The sequence below is a fragment of the Bradyrhizobium sp. USDA 10063 genome, assembly GCF_054063735.1.
Genome location: NZ_JBSSGP010000002.1, coordinates 5,653,365 through 5,674,538 on the forward strand (window position 1 = coordinate 5,653,365; position 21,174 = coordinate 5,674,538).

Below are 21,174 nucleotides of genomic sequence, written 5' to 3' on the forward strand. Positions count from 1 at the left end.
GGTCCAAAAGGAAGTTGGCTCGATTCTTGCTTAGCCTAGTCCAAGGCTAATGTATACGGCTTGACGGATCGGAAAAAAGGGCTAGAGGCGGAATTCTTCGCCAAGGTAAAGCCGGCGGACATCCGGGTTGTTGACGATCTCATCCGGGCTGCCTTCCGTCAAGATTTCCCCGGCGTAAACGATATAGGCGCGGTCGGTCAGGCCGAGCGTTTCCCGCACATTGTGGTCGGTGATGAGCACCCCGATACCGCGATTGGTCAGGTGACGGACAAGATCCTGGATGTCACCGACCGCGATCGGGTCGATGCCGGCGAAGGGCTCGTCGAGCAGCATGTAATTGGGCCGCGTCGCCAGCGCGCGGGCGATCTCGACGCGGCGGCGCTCGCCGCCCGAGAGCGCGATCGATGGCGTCTTTCGCAACCGCGTAATGTTGAATTCGTCGAGCAGCGCGTCGAGTTCCGCCTCGCGCTTCTTCCGGGACGGCTCGACCACCTCGAGCACCGCGCGGATGTTCTGCTCGACCGACAATCCGCGGAAGATCGAGGCTTCCTGTGGCAGATAGCCGATGCCGAGGCGGGCGCGCTGATACATCGGCAGTTTCGTCACATCATGGCCGTCGAGCTCGATGGCGCCGCGATCGGCCTTGATCAGTCCGGTGATCATGTAGAACACGGTGGTCTTGCCGGCGCCGTTGGGGCCGAGCAGGCCGACCGCCTCGCCGCGACGGACATAGATGCTGACGCCGCGTACGACCTGGCGGCTGCCAAAGCTCTTTTCCACGCTATGCACAGCCAGATAGCCGGGGCGCCGGATCAGGCGCGGGGCGCTGGCGCCGTTGGTCTTGGCGGACGTCTTGGCGGCGCGCGGACGCGGCCTCTCCTCCCTGGGCGGCTCGGCCGCCGGTTGCGGATGCGGCAGGTCCAGGCCGGGCATCGGGGCGGCACGCGCCACCGGTGGCGTATCCCGAACAGAGCTTGTCAGCATCTCGCCAAAGGAATCGCCGAGCGCGGTGATGTCCTCACGCGAGCGCGCGAAGCCGGAACTGCGTTTCGCAGGGCGCTTTCGGAACATGCCGAATATGTCCACCATCCCGCTTCGCCAGCCTTTCACGGTGTCCCCGGGGACTGCGCCCGCGGGCTAATCGATTCGCTCGCGAACCTTGAATGCATGGATGCCCTTGCCCTGCGGAAGCGCTCGCCCACCCCAGGCGCCTTCCACCACCGGACGTCCACTTGAGAGCACGATCTGTTCGGAAAACCGGTTCCCACTTTTCCGGATCAATGCCCTAGATACAGTCTCGCCCCGCCGGCTTCAACCTCGCCGCCCCAAGATAACAAGTAAGCCATTGATTTATTTCGGCTTACTGGAAGGCGGCGCCGACCCGCCGCTGCCCGGCGGCGGACAACCCTGGCCACCGCCGCCGCCCTGCCCGCCCTGTCCCTGCTGGATCAGCGCCTGCACCCTGCCGCCGTCGGATTCCACGCGCGAGACGCCGGTCGTCATGTCCACCAGCAGCCGGTCGCCGCGCAGCACATTCTTGCACTGCGTCAGCACGACGCCGCCAAGCATGGTGATCAGATTGGCCTTGGTGTCGAAGATCGCGGTCTCCCCGGTGACGACCTGGTCCTTCTGGGTCACCACCACGTTGCCCTTGGCCTCCAGCCGCTTGATCGAGGAGCTGCCGCCCGGCCCCGGCTGGGCCGACTGCATCGGCGCCGATTTTGCGCCCTTGGCGTTCGACGGCGGCGGCGTGCCTTGTGCTGAATTCGATTCGTAGAACACGACGAGCGTTTTCGAGGTCATGGTGGTGTCGCCCTGTACCACCTTCACATTGCCCGAGAATGTCGCCTCCTTCTTCTTGTCGCGCATCTCTAGCGCCGCCGCCTCGATCTGGATCGGCTGGTCGCGATTCTGGGTAAACCCCTGCATGGCGTTGGGCACGCCGGAGACCGCTCCTTGCGCGCGCACCGAAGGTGACGCGATCATCGCGAGCACGAAGGCCGCCGTTGCAACACCGCGCGAAGAAAACAGCTTCATGAAGATCATTTCGTGTTGGCGGATTTACCTGAGCCCGAGCGCGTCCTCTGTGGTGGCGGCGCAGGTACCGGCGCCGGCTCCGGTTCAGCCTGCGCGGGCGGATTATCCATGATCAAATTCATCACGACATTGCCTTCGAAGCGCACGACCTCGCCGTTGTTGTAGATCCGGAGCTTGTCGGCGGTCAGCGTGCCGTTCAGCAATTTGACGTCGACATGCTCGTCCGACGTCACCGTGCCCTTGTTGATATCGACAAAGGCCTGGGAAAGCTTTGCCTCATAGCCGGTCGACGATTGCAGGAAGATGTCCTTGCGCAGGTCGAGCAACTGCTGCTTGCTGTCGAAGAAGCCGGTGCGCGCGTCCATGGTCACCGTGGAGCGGTCTTCCATCAGCACCTTTGCACGCAGGATCTGGAGCTCGACATGATCGGGGTCGGTGAGGTCCTGGATCGCCGCCTTGGCCCAGAGCTCGTACGGACGCTGGTCGGTGGAGAAGCCTGCGAGGTGCGGTGATTCCATCGTGATCTTGGTGCCGGAGACGACCAGATTGCCCATGTCGACCGGCAGCTTCGGCAACAGCATGCGGAACGGATTGAAGACCGACACCCCAACGATCGCAAGCAATGACAGCACCACGGCCGCCGGGACCGCGATGCGCAGAATCCGCACCATCCGGCTGTGGCGCTCGGCGGCGGCAAAGCGCGCCTCGAGGCCGGCTAGATAGGCTGGGTTCTGGACCGAATTCACCGCTGCTCCAAAAGCGCGAGGTCTGGCAAAGGCTCACATCATTCTACCCGGAACCGCCGGATTGCGCAGCCGGGACCTCGCGTCGCGGCCAGTGCACACTCGCGTTACGAGTGTGACCGAAACGGGGCGGGCGGACGCCCTATCACGCGCCCGCGTCGGGCCCGTTCAGGAATGGGCAAAGATGTCTTCGGCTTCCCAGCCGCCGAGATCGAGCCTGGCGCGGGTTGGCAGGAATTCGAAGCAGGCTTTCGCCAGTTCGGTCCGGCCCTCGCGCGCCAGCATCGCATCGAGCTTCTCGCGCAGCGCATGCAGATGCAGCACGTCGGAGGCGGCATAGGCAAGCTGCGCCTCGCTCAGCGCCTGCGCGCCCCAGTCGCTCGACTGCTGCTGCTTCGACAGTTCGATGTTGAGCACCTCGCGCACCAGGTCCTTCAGCCCGTGGCGGTCGGTATAGGTGCGGGTGAGACGGGACGCGATCTTGGTGCAGTACACCGGCGTCGGCATCACGCCATAGGCATTGTAGAGCGCCGCAAGGTCGAACCGCGCGAAATGGAAGATCTTCAGGATATTTGGATTGGCGAGCAGCGCCTTCAGGTTCGGCGCGTTCGCGGACCCCATCGGCACCTGCACGACGTCGGCGGTGCCGTCGCCACTCGACATCTGCACCACGCAGAGCCGGTCGCGATGCGGATTGAGCCCCATGGTCTCGGTGTCGATCGCAACGGAATCCTTGTAGCGGGCGAGATCCGGCAAATCGCCGCGATGCAGGCGGATGGTCATGAAAGCGTGCCTCGGGTCAAAAAAGTTCGATTCGAGGCGAGACACTAGCCTCCCAAGGGCGTGGAGGCGAGCGCCAGGACCGTCACAAACCGCAATAAAACGAGCCATTTGCCGTGATTTTGCGTTCTGTGAGCGCACCGAGCGCGGTCGTCTCAGCCGCTTGAACGGCAAGCCGATCAATAATAGTTATTGGTGGGGGATGTCCAAGCGGAGAAACCGTTATGGCAGTGAGTGCGGACTTGGGTGACGCGCTTGAGCGCTTCGTGAACAAGCTCGTGGAATCGGGCCGTTACCATTCCAAAAGCGAAGTTCTGCGCGAGGGCGTGCGGCTCATCCAGGAGCGGGAGGTACGACTCGCGGCGCTGGACGCATCCATCGCGCGGGGCCTCGCAGATGTGGACTCGGGTCGAGTCCGGACGAGCTCTGAGGTGTTCGATCGTCTGGAAGCGAAATTGGCAGTCGGTCGCGAACGCAAGTGATCGTTGTCATCACCGCGGAAGCCGAGGCCGATCTCGAGCAGATCGCAACCTACGTCGCTGAGCAAAGCCCCACGAGTGCACTCAACCTCGTCCGTGAGCTGCGACAGCGATGCGAATCATTGGCCGACACGCCGCGTGGCTATCCCCTGGTGCCACGCTACGAGCAGTTCGGCATTCGGCGACGACCATTTGGCCGTTTCCTGATCTTCTGTCGCCTCGGCGTCGACGCGATAGAAGTCATCCATGTCCTTCACGGCGCGCGGGACTACGAGTCGCTGCTATTTCCCGACGAATGATAGCCGCTGGACACGGAAGGGCTTTGCCGCGCCCATCTTTAGGTCTCCAGGTCTCCGTCGAAAATGCAAATCGCAGGCCGGTCCACGGTCATCTCCTGAGCTGCCTCGCTCAGGAAGCCGGCCATGAAGCGTTTGGCGGCATCTGGACTTTGGCTTATCTGCTTTGTACGGACGATCTCCTCCCGAGGAGGTCGCGACGCCGAGATACGATCAGAGCGAAAAGATGCGCCGAATCCCCAGACCGCTCCAATCGATGAAGCTCCTGCTCGCCTGGATGATGCCATCAGGCACGTCTTTCCAGACCTACGCGGCGGGGTCGAAGCTGCGCTTCATCGTCCAGTGCCGGGACGTGATCGGCCGTCACATCGCGAAATATGGCCGGTTTGAACCACAATTGACCGGTTGGATCGGTGCGTATCTGCAAGACCGACCGAAGGGCATCGTCGTCGACGTCGGCGCCAATCTCGGCTGGCATGCGGTGCATGCCGCTCAACATGCTTCCGTCACCACCGTGGTGGCGTTCGAACCGGATGCGACGAATGCGTGGCTGCTCGACCGCAATCTCACGATCAACGACATCGACAAGGTCGTCGTCTACCCTTGCGCGGTCGGAGCCAGCGTCGGGCGCGCCCACCTGCACCGTTACAAAAGGTCCAACAACGGCCGCCACTCGCTGATCAAGAACTATGGCCTGGGCTCGCGCGTGGTCCCGTTGACCGACGTCGATTCCGCGCTCGAAACCCTTGGGTTGGCGCAGGACAGAGTGCTGCTGATGAAGATCGATGTGGAGGGCTTCGAGCCCGCGGTTCTGGCGGGCGCCGCGAAGGCGCTCGAGCGCGCCGATGTCGTCATCACGGAATATTCGCCTCAACTCAGCCGCGACGGCGATTTGTCGGTCGAAGGGATGGTCGACCGGCTGCTTGCGGCTGGATTTGTGCCCCATCAACTCGCAGGGCAATCATCCAAAGCTGTCAGGGTTGAGCTCAACGATCTGCGTCGCATCGAGGACCAGACCGATATCCTCTGGATCAAGCCAGCAGCGAACGGCAGCGCCGTTGTCTCATCCGCGCAGGCCGAGCCATCCGCGGGATGACGGCATGCCGAGCCTGTCCCTCATCGTGATCACCAAGAACGAAGAGCACTGCATCGCACGGTGCCTGCGCTCGGTCGATGCGGACGAGATCATCGTGGTCGACAGCGGCAGCACGGATCGAACGGTGGAGATCGCCCGCGCCAGCGGCGCGCGTGTCGTGGTGACATCGGATTGGCCGGGATACGGGCCGCAGAAGAGCCGTGCACTCGATCTGGCGCAAGGCGACTGGGTTCTGTCGCTTGACGCCGACGAATGGATCGAGCCGGATTTTCGTGATCGCATCCGGAGCGCCATCAACGCGCCGGACGCGCCTGCCGCCTACCGGACGCTCCGGCGCTCGCGTTTCTGCGGCAAGGCGTTGCGGTTCGGAGGCTGGTCCTCCGATTACGTCGTTCGCCTGTTCCAGCGCGGGCAAGCGCGATTTTCCGACGACCTGGTCCACGAAGGGCTGATCGTCGACGGCCCCATCAGACGGATCGATGTCACCATCGAGCATGATTCCATCGAATCCTGGTCCGACGCAAAGGACAAGATCGACCGCTATTCCCGAGCCGCAGCACAGCAAATGAACGCCCGAGGCCGCCGCGCAGGCCCCCTCGCTGCCCCGTTGCATGGCCTGGCCGCCTTCCTGAAAGTCTACGTTCTGCGCCTGGGATTCCTGGACGGCGCCGCCGGCTGGGGCGTGGCACAGTACAACCGGCAATACGCTGCCGCGAAATGGCGGCGTCTTGCGGAATATTCCGCGCAAGCGAAGCGCGACGGTTGAAGGGCGGCCGCTGCTCCATCGCTTCCCACATCGGCGAGGATACGGCTGCCATCACTTCATGGGTGGCGGGCTCGTCCAGCTTTCCTGCGCCGCAAGATCGTTCCACACCGAGCCGAGCGGTTGGAGCGTGACCCACGTCTCGGCGAGCTTGCCGTCCTCGATACGATATACCTGCAGGCCCGCTCGGGTGCACACCTTGCCGGTGCCCTGGTCGGTCCACTTCATTGTGAAACGATACCAGGCACGATTTCCGTGCAGAAGGTGATCGTACACAATGATCCGCACATCGGGCCTGTCCCGTCTTAACTTGGCGAGTTCGGCCGCGTAGGCTTCCCGCGTTACGGTTCGATCACCGGCTTCATCATGCCTGACGTAGTGAGGACAGACGCATTCAGGGACGAGATCGAATTTGGCATCGTGCCACACGCGCTCCCACCGGTCGAACAGGTCGCGCAAGACTGCGTTGTCGGACATCATCAATTCTCTCTGGCGAAGACCATTGGTAACATGGATCAACGTCACTCAAAGAAGGAACATTTCATTGGGGACAATCGTCGTTAGCCCCGTAGCCCGGGTGGAGCGGAACACATAACCCGCGGCCGTTGGCAAGCTCAGACGCAAATCGATTTCAGATAACCACGATACCCGAGTGTTTGGCCTTTTCTTCCGGCTCCACATGAATCGTAATGCGCCTGTCCTCATCATCCGCCCGTAACGCCGCTTCGAGCCGGTCACATATCCGGTGCGCCTCTGACACCGTCATCTGACCGGGAACGACGAGGTGAAACTCGATGAACGTCACACGTCCGGCGTGGCGGGTGCGGATATCGTGAGCCTCCAGCGCACCTGCCGCATGGTCGGCAATCGTCCGGCGAATGACGCTTAACGTCGCCTCAGGTACCGCTTCGTCGAGCAGGCCGCCGGCGGACTCCCTGAGGACCCCCCAGCCGGTCCACAGGATTGTCGCCGCGACCATGAGAGCAAGTGCGGGATCAAGAAACTGCCATTTCATGAAGAGCGCGAGCACAAGTCCGAGCAGGATGCCGACGGATGAGATCACATCGGTCAGGAGATGCCGGCCGTCTGCAACAAGCGCCGGCGAGCGCACGCGCCGTCCCCGTGTGATCAGCACCCAGGCCCAGGCGGCGTTGATGCTGCTGGCGAACCCGTTCACGAGCAGGCCTTCCGGCACTACGGCAAGCTGTCTCGGATGCAGGAAGCCGGCGTACGCCTCGCGCACAATCAGGAGCGCAGCGATGATGATCATCACTCCCTCCAGGACTGCACTGAAGTATTCGATCTTGTGGTGTCCGAACGGATGATTGGCGTCGGCTGGCTTGGCCGAGATGTGGACCGCCAGCAATGCAACAACGGCCGTTACAACGTTGACGATGCTTTCGAGCGCATCGGAGTAGAGCGCAATGGAGCCGGTCAGCCAGTACGCCAGGCTTTTCAACCCAAGCACCAACACGCTGACGAGAATGCTTCCTATTGCAAAGCTCAGTGGCTTGTTCATCGCACAGATCATGCTGGGTGATGGGCGCGTGCTGTACCGAAGCGACGGCAGGCTTGCAACTTCGATTGGGACTTTCAAATGCGAATGAATTTCATTTGCGCTCGCCTCAGTGGCGGAGTGCCGTCACGGCGCGGCGGACGTTCTGTCAAATGAAGCCGGCTTGGCACGCGACTACCCGACGGGCGGGGTGCGCGCTCTAACACTGTCAGTCGACAACGGTCCCACTTGTGCTGCCGCCAAGCGAGAGAAGGCCGGAGCCATTCCGTTTTTCGGTGCCGGGACAATGCTCCGTAGCCCGGGGCCGCTCACAACCACTCTCACAGATCCCGGGTTGCGCGTTCCGCTCCACCCGGGCTGCGGCTCTGCGGCTTCAAATCGGCGATTTTAACCACTTGAAAAGGGGAGTGGTGCCCAGGAAAGGACTCGAACCTTCACGGCCGTGAAGCCACTGGCACCTGAAGCCAGCGCGTCTACCAATTCCGCCACCTGGGCACGTGGCGGGGTTAGTAAGGACCGGTCGCGCGCTTGTCAAATAGACGATTGGAAAGTCAAATAGTCTGTACAGGGTGGCCGCGATGGCGTATCGCGACACCCGCCCGAACAGGCCCCAAAATCGCAGCTATTTCGACCCGCAGGAACTGACCCCATGGCATCGAACCTGGATACGCTCGTCACGGTCTTTGGCGGATCGGGCTTCCTGGGGCGGCACGTGGTCCGGGCGCTGTGCAAGCGCGATTACCGCATCCGTGTCGCGGTCCGGCGGCCGGAACTGGCCGGGCACCTGCAGCCGCTGGGCAAGGTCGGCCAGATCCACGCGGTCCAGGCCAATCTGCGCTACCCCGCCTCCGTTCAGGCCGCGATGCGCGATTCGCATGTCGCCATCAACCTGGTCGGCATCCTCACCGAAAGCGGCGGGCAGACCTTCGAGGCGGTCCAGGCCAAGGGGGCCGAGGCGGTGGCTGCGGCCGCCAGCGCCGAGGGCGCGCGGGTGGTGCATGTCTCGGCGATCGGCGCCGATGCCGATTCGGCCTCCGCCTATGCCCGCGCCAAGGCGGCCGGCGAAGCGGCGGTGCTGGCGGCCTCGCCGTCGGCGACCATCCTGCGTCCGTCGCTGGTGTTCGGGCCGGAGGATCAATTCACCAACCGCTTTGCGGCGATGGCCCGGATGTCGCCGGCGATCCCGCTGGTCGGCGGCGGCCTGACCAGGATGCAGCCGGCCTTTGTCGGCGACGTCGCCACCGCTGTGGCCGATGCCGTCGACGGCAAGACCAGGCCGGGCGCGATCTACGAGCTGGGCGGCCCGGAAGTGCTGACCATGCGCGAGATCATGGAAACGATCCTTGAAATCACCGACCGTGACCGGGCGCTGGTTTCGCTGCCGTTCGGCCTTGCCAGGATCATGGCTGCGTTCCTGCAATTCGCGCCGGGCGCGCTGAAGCTCACGGCGGATCAGGTCGAGCTGCTGCGCAAGGACAATGTGGTGTCGGACGCCGCCAAGGCTGCCGGCCTCACCTTCGAAGGGCTGGGCATCACGGCCGATTCGCTCGAAGCAATCGCCCCGCAATATCTCTGGCGCTTCCGCCCCGCCGGACAGTTCGAGCGCAAGAACACGTATCGTCCACCGTCCCAGGCTTGAGTCAGTCGAATCGTAGGGTGGGCAAAGCGCAGCGTGCCCACCTTTTCTTGCATCGAATGTGGATGGTGGGCACGCTACGCTTAGCCCACCCTACAAATTGCCGGACCCTTACCCCCCCAGCGCCAGCGCGATCAGGCCGAGCGTGCCGACGATGACGCGCCACCACGCGAACAGCGTGAAGCCGTGGCGGGTGACATAGGTGAGGAAGGTCTTCACCACGATCACCGCGGTGACGAGCGAGACCACGAATCCGATCGCGACGATCAACAGATTGTCCGTCGTCATCTCGGCGCGGTTCTTGTAGAAATCATAGGCGAAGGCGCCGATCATGGTCGGGATCGCCAGGAAGAACGAGAACTCCGCCGCCGCGCGCTTGTCGGAGCCGAGCAGCATCGCCGCGACGATCGAGGCGCCGGAGCGCGACACGCCCGGGATCATCGCAAAGCACTGCGCAATGCCGATCCACAGATACATCATCAGCGGATATCTCGTCGCGTCATGTTCGCGCGGCTTGAGCTCGAGCTGATCGACCCACAGCAGGATGGCGCCGCCGACGATCAACGAGAAACACACGACCCATGGATTGAACAGGACGCTCTTGATGTATTTGCCGGCAATGAGGCCGACGATGACCGCCGGCAGGAACGCGACCAGCACGCCGATGACGAAGCGCCGGTCATCGGCATTGGTGAACATGCCGAGCGCCACCCGCCACAGTTTGGTGAAATAGAGTCCGACGATCGCAAGGATCGCGCCGAGCTGGATCAGAACGGTGAAGCTGTCCCAGAAGGCGCCCTCGCCGAGCCCGAAGAAGCGTTCCGCCAGCAGGAGATGCCCGGTCGATGAAACGGGCAGGAATTCCGTGACGCCTTCGATTATGCCCAGAATCACCGCCCGCAACGTATCGGTCATCATGATGTGGCCTGCTTTTGCTGGAGAAATCGGGTCCTTCTCGCCTATTCCCCGTTTTGCTGCAATCGCTAAAAGCGCCAAACATAGGTTGCCTGATTCGTCTGATTGGCTAGAGCATGATCCGGAGAAGCGGCAGGCCGGTTCTGCGAAAAGATCATGCTCAAACAAAGACATCGGACCATGATCCGATTTCATCCGATCCGATCATGATCTAGTGTCCGGAATCTGCCGCGGCTTCGACATGATCAGGCCGTGAAATGCTGAAGGACTTCATGTACACGCTGTTTCATCATCCGTTCTGTCCGCATTCCCGTTTCATTCGCCTGGTGCTCGGCGAATACGGGCTCGATCTGCGGCTGGTGGAGGAACGGGTCTGGGAACGTCGCGAGGCCTATCTGGCGCTCAATCCGGCGGCAACGACGCCGACCTTGATCGCCGAGGGTTTCCCGCCGGTTCCCGGTGTCGGCGTGATCGCCGAATATCTCGACGAGGCGCATGGGCTCAAGGCCGGCGACCGGCGCCTGATGCCGACCTCGACCGCAGAGCGCGTCGAGGTGCGCCGGCTGATGTCCTGGTTCAACGACAAGTTCTTCGAGGAGGCCTCCAATCCGCTGGTGACCGAGCGCATCTACAAGCGCTTCATGAGCGAGGAGGATGGCGGAGGCGCACCGAATGCGGAGATGCTTCGCGCGGCGAAGGTTAATGTGCGCTATCATCTGACCTATATCGGCTGGCTGGCGCGGACGCGGAACTATCTCGCCGGCGACCGGCTGTCGTACGCGGATCTCGCCGCCGCGGCGCATCTTTCGGCGATCGACTATCTGGGCGACGTGCCATGGAGCGAGGACGACGCAGCAAAGGCATGGTACGCGCGGGTGAAATCCCGCCCGTCGTTCCGTCCGCTGCTCAGCGAATGGCTGGCGGGCGTGCCGGCGTCGCGGACCTATGTGGACCTCGACTTCTGACCCCTGCGCCGAAGCTTTCACCGGCCGATCTCAAATCCGCGCTCGAACACGAAGCCCGCGCGCTCGGCTTTGACTGCATCGGGGTGACCGATCCCGGCGCGATCGGACAGGCGGGCAAATATTTCCGCGAGTTCCTCGACTTGGGCGGCCATGGCGACATGGATTGGCTCGCAGCGCACCCGGAGCGCCGCAGCGATCCGCGCGTGCTATGGCCTGGCGTGCGCTCGATCATCATGCTCGGCGTCAATTACGGGCCCGACGCGAATCCGCTTGAGATCCTGAAGCGCCGCGACCGTGGCGCGATCTCGGCCTACGCGCAGGGTGATGATTATCACGACGTGATCAAGAAGCGGCTGAAGGCGCTGGCGCGTTGGCTGGTCGCGGCCAGCGGCGATGACGTGAAAGTGTTCATCGACACCGCCGCCGTGATGGAAAAGCCGCTGGCGCAGGCCGCCGGTCTCGGCTGGCAGGGCAAGCACACCAACCTGGTGTCGCGTGACTTCGGCTCATGGCTGTTCCTCGGTGCGATCTTCACCGCAACCGACCTGCCGCGCGATGCCGCCGACATCGATCATTGCGGCTCCTGCAGCGCCTGCCAGGACATCTGCCCGACCGCGGCATTTCCAGCGCCCTACAAGCTCGATGCGCGGCGCTGCATCTCCTATCTCACCATCGAGAGCAAGGGCCCGATCCCGCGCGAATTCCGTAAATCGCTCGGCAACCGCATTTATGGCTGCGACGATTGCCTCGCGGTGTGTCCGTGGAACAAGTTCGCGCAGGCAGGGCACGAAGCGAAACTTGCGGCCCGCGCGGAGTTGCGCGCGCCTGACCTTGCCGATCTCGTGCGGCTCGACGATGCCGCGTTTCGCGCGCTGTTTTCGAAATCGCCGGTCAAGCGCATCGGCCGCGACCGCTTTGTCCGCAACGTGCTGATCGCGATCGGCAACTCCGACGATGCCACGTTGGCCGGCGAGGCCGAGCGCCTGCTCGACGATGCCAGCCCGCTGGTGCGCGGCGCGGCCGTGTGGGCCTTGTCGCAACTGATGGAACGTGAGGCATTTGCCGAGTTGGCATCAAACGCCATCGCCGCCGAAGCGGATGCGACGGTGCGAGAAGAATGGTGCGTATCTTCCCCGGTGCCAAACCCTCATCCTGAGGAGCGCGCAGCGCGTCTCGAAGGATGAGGCCACCGACCGGGCCTCATGGTTCTCCAGGCGATGCGAAGCATCGTCCGGAGACGGCGCTTGCGCGCCTCCTCACCATGAGGGTCAACAGCGATTCCCTGCGAAGACGTAGCGACCGAGTCGAATATGACAACCACATGAATGATCTAGCGCAAGGAGACCGCCCCGGACGCGAGGCATAGAGACCGCAGCAATGTCTCGCGCGGGTGCAGGTCATGAAAGCCAAGATCATCAGTGAACTCGGACAGGCCGACATTCTGCTGCCATCGCTGGTGGCCGAAGGCCTCGCCGCCAACGATCGCATCAAGGTCCGCTTGAGCGCGCTGCAAGCCGCCGCCGAACATGCGCGGCAGCCCGATCACCCGATCAACGAGCTTGCTGTGGAGAGCCATGCCGCGGGGATCGCGCCGGCCACCATCGCCTCGCTGGTCGGCGGCGCGCACATGATCGGCGACAGCCGTCTCAGCGCACCTAGTCTCGCGAAGCTGATGAAGGAGATCCAGGACGACATCGCGACCATGATCCGCGCGGTCAATGCCGGCAGCGTGGCGGACGGCGAGAAGGCGAATGCACGGCTGGACGCGATCCGCGCCGCCGGCCTGCTGGACGCATCCAGCGAGATCGAGCTCGCGCGGATCGCGCGGCTGACCGGCGTCGGCGAAGAGAGCGGCGACAGCCTGCACCGGCTGGTGATGGAGCTGCACAAGGCGCTCAACAAGCTCGCCGCCGGCTGCTCGGAAGAGATTCTGGCCGGCGCCCATGTGTTCGGCCTGCACAGCGAGGACCGCGCGCCCGTCGAAAGTTTCATGAAGGGCCTGAACGAGACGCGCGGCCTCAAATTCGATCATCCGGGCCTCGACACCATGGCGATGCGGTCCGACGGCCGGCTCCTGATCCAGAACGACATCGGCACCACCGACGCGCATGTGCTGGTGATCGCGGTCCGGAAGAACGCGGTCACCGTCACCTACAGCGACGTGCATCTGGCTCGGGCGAAATTCTTCATCTCGCTGTTCGACAAGTTCGACGCAAAATGGAGCGGGCTCGATCGCCATGCGGCCAGCGGCCTTGGCGAGGATAACGCCTTCTTCCTCGTCACCGGCCAGTTCGAAGGTGGAAGCGCCGCGGACCGCAACGATTTCCTGGCCGCGGTCGGTGCCGCGCTGGTGTTCCTGATCGACTGGAACAAGGCGCGGAAATTGCTGCGAACCTGGGTCGCCAAGGACGACGCCGCGCGGATCCTGGAATGGGCGGCGCGGCACAGAATAGGCCACCGCGCCTTCCTCGAACTCGGCGGCAATGAATTGCTCGGCGGCGCCGTGCGCAATGCCGCGCCGGCCCGTATCGGCTTCGGCGAGCGGCTGGACCAGGCGCTCGGACGCGCCGCCGCGATCGATTTCCTGAAAACGGTGCTGCGGCTTTCGACCGAGGCGCTGCTCGCCGGCCAATCGGTGAGGATGGTGCGCGACCAGATCGAGGCCGATCTGGTGCGGCGGCTGGAGCGCGTGGAGAGCGCGCTGCTGGCGATGGTGCTGCGCCAGGTCGGACTGGCGCACGACCTCGTCGCCGCGATCTCCCGTTATGTCGCGACCCTGCAGGCCAGCCAGGCTGTCGATGGCAAGGTGCTCGCCGCGCGTGCGGCGCGTATCGAGCAGAAGGCAGACCGCCTCGCCTTCGAAGCGCGGCGCGAAGTCGGCCGGCTCGACGCGCGGCCTGTCATCGGACAGTTGATCGACCGCGCGGAAGAAGCCGTCGATGAGCTCGAACAGGCCGCCTTCATCGCGTCGCTCGCGCCGACAGAACTCGACAAATCACTGGTGTCCGCGCTCGCCGAACTCTGCGCGGTCGCCATCACCGCAACTGAAGCTGCCGCCAGCGGACTTGCCGCTGCGATCGAAGTGCCGGAGGGCCGCCGCGCCGATTCCGAGGATGCGCTCGCCGCTGTCGTCCGCCTGGTCGACGCCGAGCACGCCGCCGACGAAAAGGAACGCGCCATCACCGCGCTGGTGTTCACTGGCGGCCACGACGTCGCCACCTCGCTTTCGGTGCTCGAACTCGCCCGCGCCGTGGAACGCTCGACCGACCGCCTCGCCGGCTTCGGGCACCTGTTGCGGCGGCACATCATGATCGACCTGGCAGCCTGAGCGAGCATGATCCGGAAAAGTGGGAACCGGTTTTCCGAAAAGATCATGCTCAAATAAAAGGGAGTGTGAGATGCAAATCGTGCGTATCGGCGGCGAGGAGACCATCTGTCACCCGACCGAGGAGATCGGCGCCAAGGCTGCGAACCTCGCCACGATGGCGGCGCTCGGCCTGCCGGTGCCGCCGGCTTTCGTGCTGCCGGTGAAACTCTGCGCCGATCTCGCCGACAAGCATGCGCACGCGGAACGGCGCTTGCGCGACGGGCTGAAGGAAGGCATCGCATTCCTGGAGAGCGCGACCGGGAAACGCTTCGGTGATCATCGGCATCCGCTTTTGGTCTCGGTGCGCTCAGGCGCCGCGCGGTCGATGCCGGGCATGCTGGAGACTGTCCTCAATGTCGGCTGCACCTCGCGCGCGGTGCACGGCCTGATCCGCGCCACCGGCCGGCCGCGATTGGCATGGGATTGCCGCCGGCGTTTCCTCGAGAGTTTTGCCGAGACCGTGCTCGGCTTCGACCTCGCGCCATTTGCTGCGCGGATCGCCGAGCTGACCGCGGAGGAAAGCGTTGCGACCGATCGCGAGCTCGACGGCGAGGCGATCGAACGGCTCGCCGCCGACGAGCAGGCATTGATCGAGGACCGCGACGACGGCTGGCTCGAGGACGCCGGGCAGCAGCTCGAACGCGCGGCCCGCGCCGTCTATCAGTCCTGGATGAGCGAGCGCGCGCAGACCTATCGTCGGCTGCAGAAGCTCGACGATCTCAAGGGCACCGCCGTGACGGTGCAGGCGATGGTGTTCGGCAATGGCGGTCTCGCCTCGGGCGCAGGCGTTGCCTTCTCGCGCGATCCTTCGAACGGCGCAGCGCGGCCGATGATCGACCTGGTGCTCGATGCGCAGGGAGAGGACGTCGTGTCGGGCCGGCGCACACCCGACAGCGAAGGAACGATCGCCCGCGCGCTGCCCCGGCTCACGACCGAGCTCGGCGACATCCTGAAACGGCTGGAACGGGAATTTTGCGACGTGCAGGACGTCGAGTTCACCGTCGAGGACGGCAGATTGTGGATCCTGCAGACGCGCTCCGCCAAGCGCACGCCACGCGCTGCGCTAAAGATCGCGATCGATCTCGTGCATGAGGGGCTGATCACGCCGAAGGAAGGACTGAGCCGCATCGCCGATGTCGACCTCGCCTCGTTGGTCGAAGTCTCGCTGGTGACGGCGGAGGATCCGGTCGTCACCGGCATCGGCGCCTCCGGCGGCATTGCGGTCGGACGCGCCGCCTTCGATTCCGAAAGCGCAGAGCGCCTGGCCTCCGCCGGCGACCCCGTGATCCTGATGCGCCCCGATACCAGCACGGCCGATGTCGCCGGCTTTGCGGTGGCGGCCGGCATCGTCACGGCCGTCGGCGCGCGCACAGCCCATGCCGCGCTGGTCGCGCGCCAGATGGGCAAACCGTGCGTCGTCGGATGCGCCGACATGACGATCGACGCAGCGGCCGAACGTGCCTCGCTCGGCAAGTCGGCCATCCTGGCCGGCGACTGGATCACCATCGATGGCGACAGCGGCAACATCCATCTCGGACGGCGTGAAACGGTGGTGAGGCGGCCCGAAGCGGAGCTTGCCGAGATCGCGAGCTGGCGCGCGCGGCCACAGACGCGCAAGTCAGCGCCGGCTTGAGCGAGCGGCATTGCTCATCTCGCGTCATTCCGGGGCGCGACGAAGTCGCGAACCCGGAATCCATTTCGCCGCTTGCGCCCGTGGCCCGATGGATTCCGGGTTCGCGCTGACGCGCGCCCCGGAATGACAGCCGTTACGTCGCGAGATGCCGCGCCATTTCCGGACGCGCCTTCAGCGCGGCGCCCTGCTTGGCGACGATCTTTGCAATCCGCTCCGGCACAAAGTGCATATCGAGGAAGGCAGGCGCGGTGTTGGCGACCTCGTGATATTCCGCGATGCGGCCGTCGCGAAGCGTCATGATCGCGACGCCCTCGAACATCGCCCGTGCGCCACCAGCCTCCGGCAGCATCGAGCGGTAGCTGAATGTGTAGCGCGCATAGAGCGTACGGCCGTCGCTGACGGGATCATGCATGTCCCAGCGGAAGTCAGTCGCGGTGCGATAGAACACGTCGTCGATCATCTCAGCGATCGCAGCACGCCCGGTGAACGCGCCATAGAAGACGTCGTGATAGACGCCGTCTTCGGTGAACAAATCAGCGAATGCCGCGCCCTTGCGCCGTTCGACCGCGTCGCAGAAGGCGCGGAGCAGGCTTGCTGTGTCCATTGTTATTCCTCCCTGCGCTCTTTATTTGAGCATGATCTTTTCGGAAAACCGGTTTCCACTTTTCCGGATCATGCTCTACCCGATCTCCGCCACAGCCGCGATGATCCGGGCGATGTCCTGCGGGCGCGACAGGCGGTGGTCGCCGTCCTGGATCATGGTCAGCACCACGTCCTCGCTCGGCAGCCGATGCGCCAGCGAGAATGCATGTTGCCAGGGCACGTCGGGATCCTGCGCGCCCTGCAGGATGCGCACCGGGCAGCCGACATCGATCTTGGCTCCGAGTAACAAATGATGGCGTCCCTCCTCGATCAGAGTCCGCGTGATCGGATAGGGCGTGTCGCCATATTGCGAGGGCCGCAGCCAGACACCCTTGGTCTCGATCTCCTTGCGGATGTCAGGCGAAAAGCCCTTCCACATCAGTTCTTCGGTAAAATCCGGCGCCGGCGCGATCAGCACCATCCCTGCGAGCGAGGCGCGGCTGTCGGCACGCTTTGCAAGCTCGCGCGCCAGCAGCAGCGCCATCCATCCCCCCATCGACGAGCCGATCACGACTTGCGGCCCGCTGCAGAACTGCGTGAACACTGCGACACTCTCTTCGAGCCAGCGCCCGATGGTGCCGTCGATGAACTTGCCGCCGGATTCGCCATGGCCGGAATAATCGAACCGGACAAAGGCGCGTTCCTGTTCCACAGCCCACGCGTCAAGCGCGACCGCCTTGGTGCCCTTCATGTCGGAATTGAAGCCGCCGAGCCAGAACAGCCCAGGACAACGCTCAAGACCATGCGCAAGGCTGCGACCTCTGCGCACACGTACCGCGATGCGGCGGCGATCGGCGCCGTTCCCTACCTCGATGAACTCTGGTTCCTGGTCGATCGTCGCGGAAGTGGTCATGGGATCGTCATTCTCGTCAGTGCGTTTTCGATAGACATGGGGTAAACGGTAGACATGGGGTAAACCGTGCGCGGACAAGGTGTCGCTCCTTGTAGAGTATCCGCTCACCAAATATCTGCTGCATCGCGTGACCCAAATGCCGCGCATTTGACGGTTTTGGGATGCAACTTGCGAGCACGCTTGCCCGTTGCCACGTATTGCTTCAAAATATCGCCTTCCTTCACAACTTTGGAGAGTTACCCATTCGCCGTCCCAATAGAGCCCCGCCCACTGTCGCCAAAGACGGGCCGCGCACCAACGATGACATCCGCAACGCGCAGATCCAACTGATCGACCAGAACGGTACCAATATGGGCACCGTCGAAACCATGGTGGCCATCAAGATGGCCATGGAAGCAGGCATGGACCTGGTCGAGATTTCGCCGAATACGAATCCTCCCGTCTGCAAGATCATGGACTACGGGAAGTATAAATATTCTGCGCAGAAGAAAGCCGCCGAAGCCCGCAAGAAACAGAAGATCGTCGAGATCAAGGAGATCAAGCTCCGTCCGATGATCGACGATCACGACTACGACGTGAAGATGCGCGCGATGCAACGCTTCTTCGAGGAAGGCGACAAGGTCAAGATCACCTTGCGCTATCGAGGTCGCGAGATGGCGCACCAGGAGATCGGCACCAAGCTGTTGGACAAGGTCAAGGCCGACGTCGCGCAATATGCCAAGGTCGAGCAGGACGCGAAGTTCGAAGGCCGCCAGGTCGTGATGGTGCTGGCACCGCGCTGACCGGAATCTTCGATCGATGAAAGGAAACGCCGGCCGGACCGGTCCGGCGGGCGTTTTCGTTCTCTTCTCCCTCTCCCGCTTGCGGGGGAGGGCCGGGGTGGGGGTCTCTCCGCGATTCAGGCCCTCGCAAGCGGAAACAGCCCCCACCCGGCGCTACGCCATAGCCGAAGCTCCGCTTCGGCGCGTCTTAAGAACGGCCGCCGAGGGCGGCCTACGCCTCCCCCGCAAGCGGGAGAGGTGAAGCACCCCCGGGGACCGGCATGATCCCCGACAGGCAGAGTCGGCCCAGCCGACAGTTCCGGGATTGCCAATTCGCCCCCACTCTGCCATAAGCGCAGCCTTCGCCGCCCGGCTGATCAAGGGCTGCCGTGGCGACGTCCTGTGCGGGTTGCTCATTTTCAGAAAAACCTGAGCACATTCAACGCTCTAACGAGCATTTTAGCCGGCCGACGCCCCTCGCGGGCGGTTTCGTGCTGGCGTTTAAGGAGAGCCAAATGCCCAAGCTGAAGACCAAATCGGGCGCTAAAAAGCGCTTCAAAGTGACCGGTACCGGCAAGGTGATGCACGCCCAGCGCGGCAAGCGCCACGGCATGATCAAGCGGACCAACAAGCAGATCCGCCAGCTCCGCGGCACCCGCGTGCTGTTCAAGACCGACGGCGACAACATCAAGAAGTATTTCTTGCCGAACGCCTGAGCTGAGCCGCTTGAACCCGGCCGCCGCCTGCGCGGCCCCGTCACCACTTCAGAAATCTAAGGATTTACGTCATGTCTCGCGTCAAACGCGGTGTGACCGCCCACGCCAAGCACAAGAAAGTCTACAAGGCCGCCAAGGGCTATTACGGCCGCCGCAAGAACACCATCCGCGTCGCCAAGCAGGCGGTCGAGAAGGCCGGCCAATATGCGTTCCGCGACCGCAAGCGCAAGAAGCGCACCTTCCGCGCGCTCTGGATCCAACGCCTCAACGCCGCCGTGCGTCCGTTCGGCCTGACCTACAGCCGATTTATCGACGGCCTCTCCAAGTCAGGCATCGCTGTCGACCGCAAGGTGCTGTCGGATCTCGCGATCCACGAACCGGCTGCGTTCCAGGCGATCGCCGAGAAGGCCAAGGCCGCCCTCGCGGCCTGAAGCTATCGTCGCATTCGTCTTTCTGCGAAGTTTCTGGAAGTTGTCATGCCCGGCTAGGTCCGGGCATGCCGGGCTGGGAGCGCCGGCTTGGTATCCTGGCCAAAAGGGATTGCCATGACCGACCTCACTCAACTCGAATCCCAGATCCTCTCTGATATTGCCAGCGCCAGCGACGAAGCGGCGCTGGAAGCGGTGCGCGTCGCCTCCCTCGGCAAGAAGGGCTCGATCTCGGCGCTGCTTGCGACGCTGGGCAAGATGTCGCCGGAGGAGCGCAAAACGCAGGGCGCGGCGATCAATCTCGCCAAGGACAAGGTCACGCAGGCGCTCGCCGCGCGGCGTGAGGTGCTGAAAGCCGCCGCGCTCGACGCCCGGCTTGCTTCCGAAACCGTCGACGTCACGCTGCCACTGCGCGAGGCGCCGGCCGAAGCAGGCCGCATCCATCCGCTCAGCCAGGTCTGGGACGAACTGACGGCGATCTTCGCCGACATGGGATTCTCGGTCGCCGAAGGTCCTGACATCGAGACCGACGACTACAACTTCACAAAGCTGAATTTCCCGATCGGCCATCCCGCGCGCGAAATGCACGACACCTTCTTCTTCAACCCGAAGGAAGACGGCTCGCGCATGCTGCTGCGGACCCACACCTCGCCGGTGCAGGTGCGCACGATGCTCACCCAAAAACCGCCGATCCGCGTGATCTGTCCCGGCCGCACCTATCGCATCGATTCGGACGCGACCCACACGCCGCAGTTCCACCAGGTCGAGGGGCTCGTGATCGACAAGCAGTCGCATCTCGGCCACCTCAAGTGGATTTTGCATGAGTTCTGCAAGGCGTTCTTCGAGGTCGACCACATCAACATGCGCTTCCGGCCTTCGTTCTTCCCGTTCACCGAGCCGTCGCTGGAGGTCGACATCCAGTGCCGCCGCGACAAGGGCGAGATCCGCTTCGGCGAGGGCGAGGATTGGCTCGAAATTTTGGGCTGTGGCATGGTGCACCCGAACGTGCTGCGCGCCTGCGGCCTCGACCCCGACGTCTACCAGGGCTTTGCCTGGGGCATGGGCATCGACCGCATCGCGATGCTGAAATACGGCATGAGCGACCTGCGCCAACTGTTCGACAGCGACGTCCGCTGGCTCAGCCACTACGGCTTCAAGCCGCTGGAGCTCCCGACGCTGGCGGGAGGCCTGAGTTCGTGAGCCACCTTGGCAGTCCCTGGGTGGATAGAGCCCCCACCCTGACCCTCCCCCGCAGGCGGGGGAGGGAATGGATAGCGCTGAGTTTGTGTCACGAGGATACTTTCGCTCCATCCGCACGAACGGTGGGACTCCCTCCCCCGCCTGCGGGGGAGGGCTGGGGTGAGGGTGTCTCCGCGAAGAGAATTTCGAAGCACGAGCTCAGAAGCCCGACACCGAGGTTTGAGTTCGCGAGTCACATCGGCAACCCCTGGGCGGATAGAGCCCCCACCCTGACCCTCCCCCGCAGGCGGGGGAGGGAATGGATAGCGCTGAGTTTGTGTCACGAGGATACTTTCGCTCCATCCGCGC

22 protein-coding genes and 1 tRNA gene are annotated in these 21,174 nt (G+C 63.7%); 13 read left to right on the forward strand and 10 right to left on the reverse strand.

Translation table 11 applies throughout. The annotated features are described in order from the left end of the window. Window positions 1-81: 81 nt before the first annotated feature. The 4 genes from lptB to ACVJGD_RS28895 all read right to left on the reverse strand — a co-directional run bounded on the left by lptB (window position 82) and on the right by ACVJGD_RS28895 (window position 3,563). Window positions 82-1,089, reverse strand: a complete 1,008-nt coding sequence (lptB, locus tag ACVJGD_RS28880) for an LPS export ABC transporter ATP-binding protein (protein ID WP_456637418.1) — start codon at window positions 1,087-1,089, stop codon at window positions 82-84. Between the two features lie 261 nt (window positions 1,090-1,350). Beyond that, a complete protein-coding gene (locus ACVJGD_RS28885) occupies window positions 1,351-2,046 on the reverse strand; it encodes an LptA/OstA family protein (protein WP_456637419.1) in 696 nt (231 codons plus the stop codon). Then, on the reverse strand, window positions 2,043-2,783 hold the full coding sequence (gene lptC / locus ACVJGD_RS28890) for an LPS export ABC transporter periplasmic protein LptC (RefSeq protein ID WP_456637420.1): 741 nt from the start codon (window positions 2,781-2,783) through the stop codon (window positions 2,043-2,045). Before lptC ends, ACVJGD_RS28885 begins: the two co-directional genes overlap by 4 nt. Before the next feature lie 165 nt (window positions 2,784-2,948). After that, complete coding sequence (locus ACVJGD_RS28895) at window positions 2,949-3,563, reverse strand: ribonuclease D (protein ID WP_456637421.1); 615 nt, start codon at window positions 3,561-3,563, stop codon at window positions 2,949-2,951. A gap of 221 nt (window positions 3,564-3,784) precedes the next feature. Between ACVJGD_RS28895 and ACVJGD_RS28900 the strand changes: the two genes are divergently transcribed. The 4 genes from ACVJGD_RS28900 (at window position 3,785) to ACVJGD_RS28915 (ending at window position 6,197) form a co-directional block, all read left to right on the forward strand. Further along, window positions 3,785-4,042, forward strand: coding sequence for a type II toxin-antitoxin system ParD family antitoxin (locus tag ACVJGD_RS28900; RefSeq protein WP_456637422.1), 258 nt, complete (start codon window positions 3,785-3,787; stop codon window positions 4,040-4,042). Continuing rightward, window positions 4,039-4,338, forward strand: coding sequence for a type II toxin-antitoxin system RelE/ParE family toxin (locus ACVJGD_RS28905; protein ID WP_456637423.1), 300 nt, complete (start codon window positions 4,039-4,041; stop codon window positions 4,336-4,338). The genes ACVJGD_RS28900 and ACVJGD_RS28905 overlap by 4 nt, the downstream gene beginning before the upstream one ends. Before the next feature lie 223 nt (window positions 4,339-4,561). Beyond that, the gene (locus ACVJGD_RS28910) at window positions 4,562-5,431 is read left to right on the forward strand and encodes an FkbM family methyltransferase (protein WP_456637424.1); all 870 of its coding nucleotides are present in this window, start codon (window positions 4,562-4,564) and stop codon (window positions 5,429-5,431) included. 4 nt (window positions 5,432-5,435) lie between these two features. Further along, window positions 5,436-6,197, forward strand: coding sequence for a glycosyltransferase family 2 protein (locus ACVJGD_RS28915; RefSeq protein WP_456637425.1), 762 nt, complete (start codon window positions 5,436-5,438; stop codon window positions 6,195-6,197). A 51-nt stretch (window positions 6,198-6,248) separates the two neighbouring features. On the opposite strand, the gene ACVJGD_RS28920 is transcribed toward ACVJGD_RS28915, so the two are convergent. From ACVJGD_RS28920 to ACVJGD_RS28930, 3 genes are all read right to left on the reverse strand, one after another. After that, window positions 6,249-6,674 carry an ester cyclase gene (locus tag ACVJGD_RS28920; protein WP_456637426.1) on the reverse strand — a complete coding sequence of 142 codons (426 nt, stop codon included), beginning with the start codon at window positions 6,672-6,674 and terminating at the stop codon, window positions 6,249-6,251. 151 nt (window positions 6,675-6,825) lie between these two features. Continuing rightward, window positions 6,826-7,713, reverse strand: a complete 888-nt coding sequence (locus ACVJGD_RS28925; protein ID WP_456637427.1) for a cation diffusion facilitator family transporter — start codon at window positions 7,711-7,713, stop codon at window positions 6,826-6,828. Between the two features lie 405 nt (window positions 7,714-8,118). Next, window positions 8,119-8,205, reverse strand: a tRNA-Leu gene (locus ACVJGD_RS28930). A gap of 154 nt (window positions 8,206-8,359) precedes the next feature. Here ACVJGD_RS28930 and ACVJGD_RS28935 point away from each other — a divergent pair. Beyond that, window positions 8,360-9,349 carry a complex I NDUFA9 subunit family protein gene (locus ACVJGD_RS28935; RefSeq protein WP_456637428.1) on the forward strand — a complete coding sequence of 330 codons (990 nt, stop codon included), beginning with the start codon at window positions 8,360-8,362 and terminating at the stop codon, window positions 9,347-9,349. Window positions 9,350-9,457: 108 nt separating this feature from the next. Here the strand turns inward: ACVJGD_RS28935 and ACVJGD_RS28940 are convergent, their stop codons facing one another. Beyond that, a complete protein-coding gene (locus tag ACVJGD_RS28940; RefSeq protein ID WP_456637429.1) occupies window positions 9,458-10,264 on the reverse strand; it encodes an undecaprenyl-diphosphate phosphatase in 807 nt (268 codons plus the stop codon). 269 nt (window positions 10,265-10,533) lie between these two features. Here ACVJGD_RS28940 and ACVJGD_RS28945 point away from each other — a divergent pair, with 269 nt between their 5' ends. The 4 genes from ACVJGD_RS28945 to ACVJGD_RS28960 all read left to right on the forward strand — a co-directional run bounded on the left by ACVJGD_RS28945 (window position 10,534) and on the right by ACVJGD_RS28960 (window position 16,226). Beyond that, entirely contained in the window at window positions 10,534-11,226 is a 693-nt protein-coding gene (locus ACVJGD_RS28945; RefSeq protein ID WP_456640405.1) for a glutathione S-transferase family protein, read from the forward strand. Continuing rightward, window positions 11,175-12,410, forward strand: coding sequence for a tRNA epoxyqueuosine(34) reductase QueG (gene queG / locus ACVJGD_RS28950; RefSeq protein WP_456637430.1), 1,236 nt, complete (start codon window positions 11,175-11,177; stop codon window positions 12,408-12,410). The genes ACVJGD_RS28945 and queG overlap by 52 nt, the downstream gene beginning before the upstream one ends. A gap of 215 nt (window positions 12,411-12,625) precedes the next feature. Then, window positions 12,626-14,554 carry a hypothetical protein gene (locus ACVJGD_RS28955; RefSeq protein ID WP_456637431.1) on the forward strand — a complete coding sequence of 643 codons (1,929 nt, stop codon included), beginning with the start codon at window positions 12,626-12,628 and terminating at the stop codon, window positions 14,552-14,554. Window positions 14,555-14,624: 70 nt separating this feature from the next. Then, on the forward strand, window positions 14,625-16,226 hold the full coding sequence (locus ACVJGD_RS28960; RefSeq protein WP_456637432.1) for a PEP/pyruvate-binding domain-containing protein: 1,602 nt from the start codon (window positions 14,625-14,627) through the stop codon (window positions 16,224-16,226). Window positions 16,227-16,359: 133 nt separating this feature from the next. Here ACVJGD_RS28960 and ACVJGD_RS28965 read toward each other — a convergent pair whose 3' ends face one another. After that, window positions 16,360-16,830 carry a nuclear transport factor 2 family protein gene (locus ACVJGD_RS28965; protein ID WP_456637433.1) on the reverse strand — a complete coding sequence of 157 codons (471 nt, stop codon included), beginning with the start codon at window positions 16,828-16,830 and terminating at the stop codon, window positions 16,360-16,362. A 75-nt stretch (window positions 16,831-16,905) separates the two neighbouring features. Beyond that, window positions 16,906-17,721 carry an alpha/beta hydrolase gene (locus tag ACVJGD_RS28970; protein WP_456637434.1) on the reverse strand — a complete coding sequence of 272 codons (816 nt, stop codon included), beginning with the start codon at window positions 17,719-17,721 and terminating at the stop codon, window positions 16,906-16,908. Between the two features lie 242 nt (window positions 17,722-17,963). On the opposite strand from ACVJGD_RS28970, the gene infC reads away from it, so the two are divergent. The 4 genes from infC (at window position 17,964) to pheS (ending at window position 20,826) form a co-directional block, all read left to right on the forward strand. Continuing rightward, complete coding sequence (gene infC, locus ACVJGD_RS28975; protein WP_456640406.1) at window positions 17,964-18,503, forward strand: translation initiation factor IF-3; 540 nt, start codon at window positions 17,964-17,966, stop codon at window positions 18,501-18,503. 494 nt (window positions 18,504-18,997) lie between these two features. Next, complete coding sequence (gene rpmI, locus ACVJGD_RS28980; protein WP_028164829.1) at window positions 18,998-19,198, forward strand: 50S ribosomal protein L35; 201 nt, start codon at window positions 18,998-19,000, stop codon at window positions 19,196-19,198. Between the two features lie 71 nt (window positions 19,199-19,269). Next, complete coding sequence (gene rplT, locus ACVJGD_RS28985) at window positions 19,270-19,629, forward strand: 50S ribosomal protein L20 (RefSeq protein WP_456637435.1); 360 nt, start codon at window positions 19,270-19,272, stop codon at window positions 19,627-19,629. Window positions 19,630-19,743: 114 nt separating this feature from the next. Further along, window positions 19,744-20,826 carry a phenylalanine--tRNA ligase subunit alpha gene (pheS, locus tag ACVJGD_RS28990; protein WP_456637436.1) on the forward strand — a complete coding sequence of 361 codons (1,083 nt, stop codon included), beginning with the start codon at window positions 19,744-19,746 and terminating at the stop codon, window positions 20,824-20,826. The last annotated feature ends 348 nt before the right edge of the window (window positions 20,827-21,174 follow it).

Bases quoted from the DNA above. Each gene is read 5' to 3' on its own strand.
- lptB (WP_456637418.1), bottom strand. From the start codon at position 1,089: ATGGTGGACATATTCGGCATGTTCCGAAAGCGCCCTGCGAAACGCAGT.
- ACVJGD_RS28885 (WP_456637419.1), bottom strand. From the start codon at position 2,046: ATGATCTTCATGAAGCTGTTTTCTTCGCGCGGTGTTGCAACGGCGGCC.
- ACVJGD_RS28895 (WP_456637421.1), bottom strand. From the start codon at position 3,563: ATGACCATCCGCCTGCATCGCGGCGATTTGCCGGATCTCGCCCGCTAC.
- ACVJGD_RS28900 (WP_456637422.1), top strand. From the start codon at position 3,785: ATGGCAGTGAGTGCGGACTTGGGTGACGCGCTTGAGCGCTTCGTGAAC.
- ACVJGD_RS28910 (WP_456637424.1), top strand. From the start codon at position 4,562: ATGCGCCGAATCCCCAGACCGCTCCAATCGATGAAGCTCCTGCTCGCC.
- ACVJGD_RS28915 (WP_456637425.1), top strand. From the start codon at position 5,436: ATGCCGAGCCTGTCCCTCATCGTGATCACCAAGAACGAAGAGCACTGC.
- ACVJGD_RS28920 (WP_456637426.1), bottom strand. From the start codon at position 6,674: ATGATGTCCGACAACGCAGTCTTGCGCGACCTGTTCGACCGGTGGGAG.
- ACVJGD_RS28925 (WP_456637427.1), bottom strand. From the start codon at position 7,713: ATGAACAAGCCACTGAGCTTTGCAATAGGAAGCATTCTCGTCAGCGTG.
- ACVJGD_RS28935 (WP_456637428.1), top strand. From the start codon at position 8,360: ATGGCATCGAACCTGGATACGCTCGTCACGGTCTTTGGCGGATCGGGC.
- ACVJGD_RS28940 (WP_456637429.1), bottom strand. From the start codon at position 10,264: ATGATGACCGATACGTTGCGGGCGGTGATTCTGGGCATAATCGAAGGC.
- ACVJGD_RS28945 (WP_456640405.1), top strand. From the start codon at position 10,534: ATGTACACGCTGTTTCATCATCCGTTCTGTCCGCATTCCCGTTTCATT.
- queG (WP_456637430.1), top strand. From the start codon at position 11,175: ATGGCTGGCGGGCGTGCCGGCGTCGCGGACCTATGTGGACCTCGACTT.
- ACVJGD_RS28955 (WP_456637431.1), top strand. From the start codon at position 12,626: ATGAAAGCCAAGATCATCAGTGAACTCGGACAGGCCGACATTCTGCTG.
- ACVJGD_RS28960 (WP_456637432.1), top strand. From the start codon at position 14,625: ATGCAAATCGTGCGTATCGGCGGCGAGGAGACCATCTGTCACCCGACC.
- ACVJGD_RS28965 (WP_456637433.1), bottom strand. From the start codon at position 16,830: ATGGACACAGCAAGCCTGCTCCGCGCCTTCTGCGACGCGGTCGAACGG.
- ACVJGD_RS28970 (WP_456637434.1), bottom strand. From the start codon at position 17,721: ATGACCACTTCCGCGACGATCGACCAGGAACCAGAGTTCATCGAGGTA.
- rpmI (WP_028164829.1), top strand. From the start codon at position 18,998: ATGCCCAAGCTGAAGACCAAATCGGGCGCTAAAAAGCGCTTCAAAGTG.
- rplT (WP_456637435.1), top strand. From the start codon at position 19,270: ATGTCTCGCGTCAAACGCGGTGTGACCGCCCACGCCAAGCACAAGAAA.
- pheS (WP_456637436.1), top strand. From the start codon at position 19,744: ATGACCGACCTCACTCAACTCGAATCCCAGATCCTCTCTGATATTGCC.